Annotated in this window: 5 protein-coding genes; 3 read left to right on the top strand and 2 right to left on the bottom strand. The window is 56.1% G+C overall.

Annotated features, from left to right (window positions below):
* The 3 genes from ACRC1E_RS03825 to ACRC1E_RS03835 form a co-directional block, all read left to right on the top strand.
* A partial coding sequence (locus ACRC1E_RS03825; protein WP_438513784.1) for a pilus assembly PilX family protein occupies positions 1–416 on the top strand: 416 nt, incomplete at its 5' end.
* Positions 413–3,982 (top strand): pilus assembly protein, encoded by a 3,570-nt coding sequence (locus tag ACRC1E_RS03830; RefSeq protein ID WP_438513785.1) that lies wholly within the window; start codon positions 413–415, stop codon positions 3,980–3,982. The genes ACRC1E_RS03825 and ACRC1E_RS03830, both read left to right, overlap by 4 nt.
* Before the next feature lies 1 nt (position 3,983).
* Positions 3,984–4,403 (top strand): type IV pilin protein, encoded by a 420-nt coding sequence (locus ACRC1E_RS03835; RefSeq protein WP_438513786.1) that lies wholly within the window; start codon positions 3,984–3,986, stop codon positions 4,401–4,403.
* A 58-nt stretch (positions 4,404–4,461) separates the two neighbouring features.
* Here the strand turns inward: ACRC1E_RS03835 and ACRC1E_RS03840 are convergent, their stop codons facing one another.
* Both ACRC1E_RS03840 and ACRC1E_RS03845 read right to left on the bottom strand, forming a co-directional pair.
* Positions 4,462–4,839 carry a hypothetical protein gene (locus ACRC1E_RS03840; RefSeq protein WP_438513787.1) on the bottom strand — a complete coding sequence of 126 codons (378 nt, stop codon included), beginning with the start codon at positions 4,837–4,839 and terminating at the stop codon, positions 4,462–4,464.
* A partial coding sequence (locus ACRC1E_RS03845; protein WP_438513788.1) for a hypothetical protein occupies positions 4,836–6,376 on the bottom strand: 1,541 nt, incomplete at its 5' end. The genes ACRC1E_RS03840 and ACRC1E_RS03845, both read right to left, overlap by 4 nt.

A 6,376-nucleotide genomic window follows, 5' to 3' on the forward strand; every position in this document is an offset into this window, starting at 1 on the left:
ACAGTTACGATCGGTCTTTGGCATTTCAGTCTACAGAATCGGCATTGCGTGCCGCCGAGGCCACGATTGCCAACAGCGCCAATCTTGCTTCTCTCGCCGGTGAGAGCTGTATGTCCACGACCCTGTGCGATGTCATCCCGGCCGACAATGCTGCAGGATGGACAAGTGTTGATGCTGCATTCCAGATGAACAAGGATTTACTGCCTGGAAACGCGCAGTATTTTATCCAGCTCATGAGTGAAGGCGCGCCGTCAGAATTGCCGGAGCAATCAGGTAGCGCGGCGCTCAGTCAATATGGCGCTGGCAGCGCTCCCGTGGCGCGTTCTTTCCGCATTACCGCGCGCAGTCATGCACCAGGGGCGGGGGATGGACGTGCGTTGGTCTATTTGCAAACTATCGTCAGGGTCGAACGATGACACAGCGTGCAGCAAGGAAAAAATACAGAGTGGGGCTGCGCTATCGCGCCGTTGCGCTGGCGGCGGTCGCTTTGTTTGGCTCGGGCCTTGCTGGGCCGTCGGTCTCGGCGCCGGTCGAGATTGCCGACTCGCCGCTTTATGTGGGCGGCTTTGTCCCCTGTAATCTGGCGCTGGTGCCTTCGGTCGAGTATCCGACCATTATCAGCCGGGCCAACTTGAATGCCTATTCTTCATCCGCCACTTATGCCGGCTACTTTGATTCTGATAAGTGCTACGAATACGAGACAGGAACCAAGCCTGAAGACGAGCATTTCAAGCCGGTAGGCTGGGCATCGAATCGAACCTGCAGCAACAAGTGGAGTGGGCATTTTCTGAATTGGGCGGCGACCCAGACCATAGATCCATTTCGTTCTGCACTGACTGGCGGTTACCGCGTCAAGGATATAGCAAGTGAGACCTGGCTGGAAAAAGCGCGTCATGATCGGCAGAGTGATTACGCTGATTCCACTTCAAACGCGGCAGGTGTTACGCCTTATGGCTGGCCCGGCATCAAGATTCGAATCCAGGGTCTGGGTTCAAAAATGCGGTTTACTGGAAGTGGAGATTTGGGTCTACCAAGTAACGCGGCTTACTCGGCTCATTCAAACACGGATGCTGCAAATATTTATGAAGTCTATGTGCGCGTTAAAGTGTGCGTCCCCGGTTTGCTGGAGAAAAACTGCAAACAATATGGCAGCAACTGGAAACCAGAAGGTTTGATTCAGCAATACGCCGGGCAGTTGCGCTACAGTATTTTTGGCTATCTGAATGATCACACCACAAGCCGTGACGGCGGCGTGATGCGCGCAAAAAACAAGTTTGTCGGGAATGAAAGGCTGGATCCACTTAGCCAGGCATGGACAGATAATACCGCCAAAGAATGGAACCCAGTAACCGGAGTTTTAGAGCGAAATCCGGATGGGTCTGATGCGAGCGCGACGCCCGGAGGTATTCAGGATAGTGGAGTGATTAACTACCTGAATAAATTCGGTCAGATGACTACTAAGCAACATAAGTCAATTGATCCGGTAAGCGAGCTTTATTACACGGCACTACGCTACTTCAAGAATCAAGGCAATGTTTCCGCCTATTCAGCACTTTCAGGTAACAATCAAGAAAAATACACGCTTGCCGACGGTTTTCCGGTCATTACGGCTTGGGACGACCCTGTGCAATACTGGTGTCAGAGCAATGTGGTGCTGGGCATTGGAGACGTCAATAGTCATAGAGATAAAAACTTGCCGGGCAATACCTTCACGACTGACGAGCCCGTCGTTCCTGCCGAGGTGCGTGACGACGAGTCCGTCAATGTGCTGACCGCCACCCAGAAAATTGCCCAGCTCGAAGGCGTGACGATTAATACTCCATTTACCGGCCGTGAAAATTCCGCTTATATCGCGGGCCTGGCATATGACGCACACACGGTAGACATGCGCCCGGAGCTGGGGGTGACTGACGCCGCAGTGCTCAAACGTATCAAGGGCAAGCAGACGTTGTCCACCTATTGGGTGGATGTGAGAGAAGGAGGAAAATTAGCAGGGGCCAGCAGCAATCAATACTGGCTGGCCGCCAAGTATGGTGGTTTTAAAGTGCCGGCGGATTTTTCACCGTATACCGTGACGGCCCCAATTGCAGACAGCTTGTGGCACACGTCCGGCGAATTTCTTGCGACTAACTACAAGCGCGCGGACAACTTTTTTGTTGCCAGTGACGCCACTAAAATGATTGACAGCTTGACCAAGGCATTTTCCCGTATTGCGGCCGAGCGTACCAGTTCGTCTGCTGCATTGACTGCCTCCGGTAACCAGATGGTGGATGGGGTTTCCATCTTTCAGACCAGTTTTTCCAGCAGCAATTGGGCCGGCGAGTTAACTGCCTATGAGCTTGATACCGTTACCCTGAAGCCCAAGGCGACGCCCTTGTGGACTGCGGCTGCGAAAGTGCCTGCACCTGATGCGCGCAAAATTTACGTTGAAAAAAATGTGGTGCTGGCTGAATTTAAATCCAATGTCAGCGGGCTTGATCAATCCCTGATTGACTATCTGCGTGGGGATCGCAGCCAGGAGCAGCCTGCCGGCAACTATCGAGCCCGGGGTGGTGTGCTTGGCGATATGGTGAATTCGACGCCGCTATATGTCGGCAAGCCCAATCCAGCGCTGTACCGGGGCGATACCGGCTATGCCAGCTTTGTTAGCGGGCAAAACAGCCGGACGCCGGTGGTTTATGTCGGTGGTAACGACGGAATGTTGCACGGATTTAACGCGCAGACCGGTGTGGAAACCTTTGCCTTTGTCCCTGCCGCGGTGTTGTCGTCTCTGGCCGACTATGCCAAACCTGAATACACGCACCGCTATTTTGTCGACGGCGAACTGACCGTGGCCGATGCTTATATCAATAAGGCATGGAAGACGGTACTGGTCGGCAGCCTGGGCCGTGGTGGACGTGCCGTTTTTGCGCTGGATGTGACGGATCCTGCCAATGTCAAATTGCTGTGGCAGAAAGATCAGAATGCGATCGCTGAACTCGGGCAGGTCATCGGAAAACCGATGATTGCACGCATGGGGAGTGAGGACTGGCGTGTGGTGCTGGGTAATGGCCTCAATGGCAGCAGTGATCAGGCAAGGTTGTTGATGCTGAATCTGGAAAACGGTACTGATACCGTCGTCAGCAGCGGGGTGAGTGGTGGTAATGGCCTGTCGGCAGTTGATGCCTGGGATACCAACGGTGATGGCGATCACGATACGGCCTACGGTGGAGATCAGGCGGGCAATATATGGGCATTTACGGGGCTGGATAAGAACAACCCGCAGAAGCGCCTGCTGTTTACCGCAAAAGATGCTGCAGGCAATGCCCAGCCTGTCAGCGCAGCGCCCATTTCTGCGGTGGATCCCAAAACGCGCAAGCGCTGGGTATTCTTTGGAACCGGGCGGTTCCTAGGCAGCGCCGACCTGGCTTCGAAAAGCGTACAGAGCTGGTATGGCATCATCGATGACGGGAATGCAGTCAGCGGCCGCAGCCAGCTTGTCGAACGCAAGATCAAGAGTGATAACCTGGTTGCTGGCCGGATGGTGAGGGTGCTTGAGTCGGCTATCGAAAATGATATGACGGGTAAAATGGGCTGGTTTATGGATCTAAAGGGTTCGGGCAGTCTCCTCGAGGGAGAACGGATGGTGGTGCCCAGCCAGCTTCGCGGCAGCAGCCTGGTGGGGACCACGCGTATTCCCGACTCCAGCGATCCGTGCCTGCCCGAGGGGAGAGGCTACATCATGGCGATCAATCCGTTTACCGGTGCGCGCTTGGGAAGCGGATTTTTCGATGTGAATGGTGACGGCAAGATCGACAAGGATGACAAGGTGGGGAGCGATGATGTGAGCGGGCTTGGTTTCGACAGCAGCCCGAGCGCGCCTATTTTTATCGGAAATAGAATGCTGTCCAGTCTGGAAAATGCCAGCATTGGGCAGGCCACCACAGGAGGCGGATCGGGGCTTATCCAGCGCCTTTCCTGGCGTGAAATAGTAGGAGACTAAAATGTCCTTGTTGTCCGCCGCCCGCCGGTGGCGAGGCTTTACCCTGATCGAGCTGATGATCACGGTAGCCATCATCGGTATTATCGCTGCGATTGCGTATCCGTCGTATCAGCAATATGTCATGCGTAGCCATAGGGAAAAGGCCAAAGCCTGTCTCTCGGAATATGCCCAATTTATGGAGCGCTATTACACGACCAATTTGACTTATACCGGCGCGGTGCCAACTGCCGCTTGTTCCACCGAGAGTGGAATGAGCAGTCGTTATACATTTAGTGCCTCTATCCCTACGGCCCGAACTTATACCGTTTCAGCCCAGCCCAAAGGCGTGCAGCTGACGGGTGATAGCCAATGCGGAACCTTATCGCTAGATCAATTGGGAGGGAAGACGGCCTCGGGTAGCGGAGGCTCGGTGTGCTGGTAAATTCAGGGCATTCCTTGGTCATGGCAGGTGCCGTTTGCGAAACACGCTGCCGTGATGCTTATGGTGGCGGTGTGGCACAGTCGGTGCGGGGCGAAGTGACTTCCAGCGTGCGTTCGGTGCCTTGTGCATCCAGCCAGCGCACGGCAATGGTGGCCATATCCGCGTCTGTCGTTACACGGCAAAGGTAGGCCGCCGGCGCGACGCTGCTGCCGCTTGGCTGCGGGGTAAAGTCACTGCTGGCACATAAGCTTGGTGCGCAGGCCTTGCGCTGTTCGAGCGCACTTTGCGCCAGATTAGTCGCGCCGGCGTAGTCGCCGGCATTTTGTGTGTCCAGCATCAGGGTGTGCTGGACACGTACTAATGCAAACACGCCCAGCGTCAGCACCAGCAGGCTGACGAGCACGCCGATCAGCGAGAATCCGCGGGCCCTTTTCAATTGTCCGTACCGCTGTCGATCCAGCTGCCTGCCACCGGCTGATACTTGCCTCCTGCTCCGCTGCCCGGCGGCTCCGAGGTGCCCGGCCCGCCCGGCTTGAACGAATCGGGCAGATTGGTCAGGTCTATCGTGGTGCTATTGCCCCAGTTGTTGTCACCCGTCGGTCCCTGATTGGCCACGGTGACGTAGCCCTTGATTATGGTGCGGCCGCCGCTATTCAGGGTATTGCCCGCGATCACGTTGCCGTGCACCGTACTGCTGCTGCCCAGAGTGATATCGCCGCCGATATAGCTGTCTTGCTGATAGTGTCCGGCGAGATAGGCGATATTGCCGCTGCTCTGGCTGGTGAACTGCTGTGTGGGCAGGTCGCAGTAATCGGTCGGATATTGGGCAGGGTAATTCTTGTTGGCGCATACCTCGGCGTAGCCGATGTAATTGACGGCATAGGTCTGGTGGTTATCCTTGGTCTGGATATTGCCGCTGGCGATAAAGCTGTTGAAGTACTTGCCGTTGCTGGCGATCAGGTTGCCGTCGAACCAGGCGATGCCGGGTGCCAGATCATTTCCCTCCAGCAGCCAGTCGCCCTTGCTGCTGACGCTCAGGCAACTGTTGTAGTCCGAGTAGCCACGACACAGCCGGCCGGCCGCCGCGACGGTACATTTGTTCTGGCCGTCGGTTTTGCTGCACAGATAGTTCTCGCGACCGTCCTGGTTTTTGCCGACAAAATAGTCACCGTCTGCAATGCCGTTGATCGCGCGCACGCGCACGCGGATTTTGCCGCTGACGTCGCGGGTGAACAGATAGTGCGCCAGGCTTCTATAGTCGTTGGCATCCACCTTCTGCTTGCGGATGGAAACCGGCGTCAGTACCGGCAGCGGTACTTGCAGGCCGGGGACGAGCTGTACCTTGATGTCACTATTGTTCTTGTTGTAATTGGCACTGCCACCCACCTGGGCATTGAGCCGGCCACCCCATCCTTCGATCGTGAGGTCGCCTTCGGTTTTCAGCGAGGTAATCGGATTGCTGGTCCTGCTGACCACCGCGCCTTGCGTTTCTATCGTGCCCAGCGAGCTGCCGCCGTTGGTGATGGCAATATTACCCATAGCCTGCAACTGGTCGGTGCGGGTGCTGCCGATGCTGGCACTGCCGTTGGCCTGCGCCAGCCCGATTTGGGCACTGTCGATCGTGATCAGGTCGGCCAGTGTGGTGATGCGCTGGTACTGGCCATTGGCGACGGTGATATTGCCGTTGGCGTTCAGGACATTGACGCGCTGGTTGCCGTTGATGGTAATGCTGCCGGTGGCCAGCAGCGTGTCTATGCCTTGTACCGAGCCGTTCAGTGTCACATTGCCATCGACCGTCAGCTTGGCATCCTTGCCGCCGATGATGTTGATGGCGCCGCTCAGGTTCAGGTCGTGGTTGATTTGCAGCGCGTGATCTTCTTCTAGCGGAGGCGTGGACGTTGACGCGAACTGTCTTTGCACCTTGACGCTGCTGCCGTCGAAGTGACCGCTGCTGATCACCTGCAATTGCGTGC

Source organism: Craterilacuibacter sp. (genome assembly GCF_051659485.1).
Taxonomy (GTDB): domain Bacteria; phylum Pseudomonadota; class Gammaproteobacteria; order Burkholderiales; family Chromobacteriaceae; genus Craterilacuibacter.

What these genes read in the sequence shown, in the direction of transcription:
- ACRC1E_RS03835 (WP_438513786.1), top strand. Translation starts at nt 3,984, where the DNA reads ATGTCCTTGTTGTCCGCCGCCCGCCGGTGGCGAGGCTTTACCCTGATC.
- ACRC1E_RS03830 (WP_438513785.1), top strand. Translation starts at nt 413, where the DNA reads ATGACACAGCGTGCAGCAAGGAAAAAATACAGAGTGGGGCTGCGCTAT.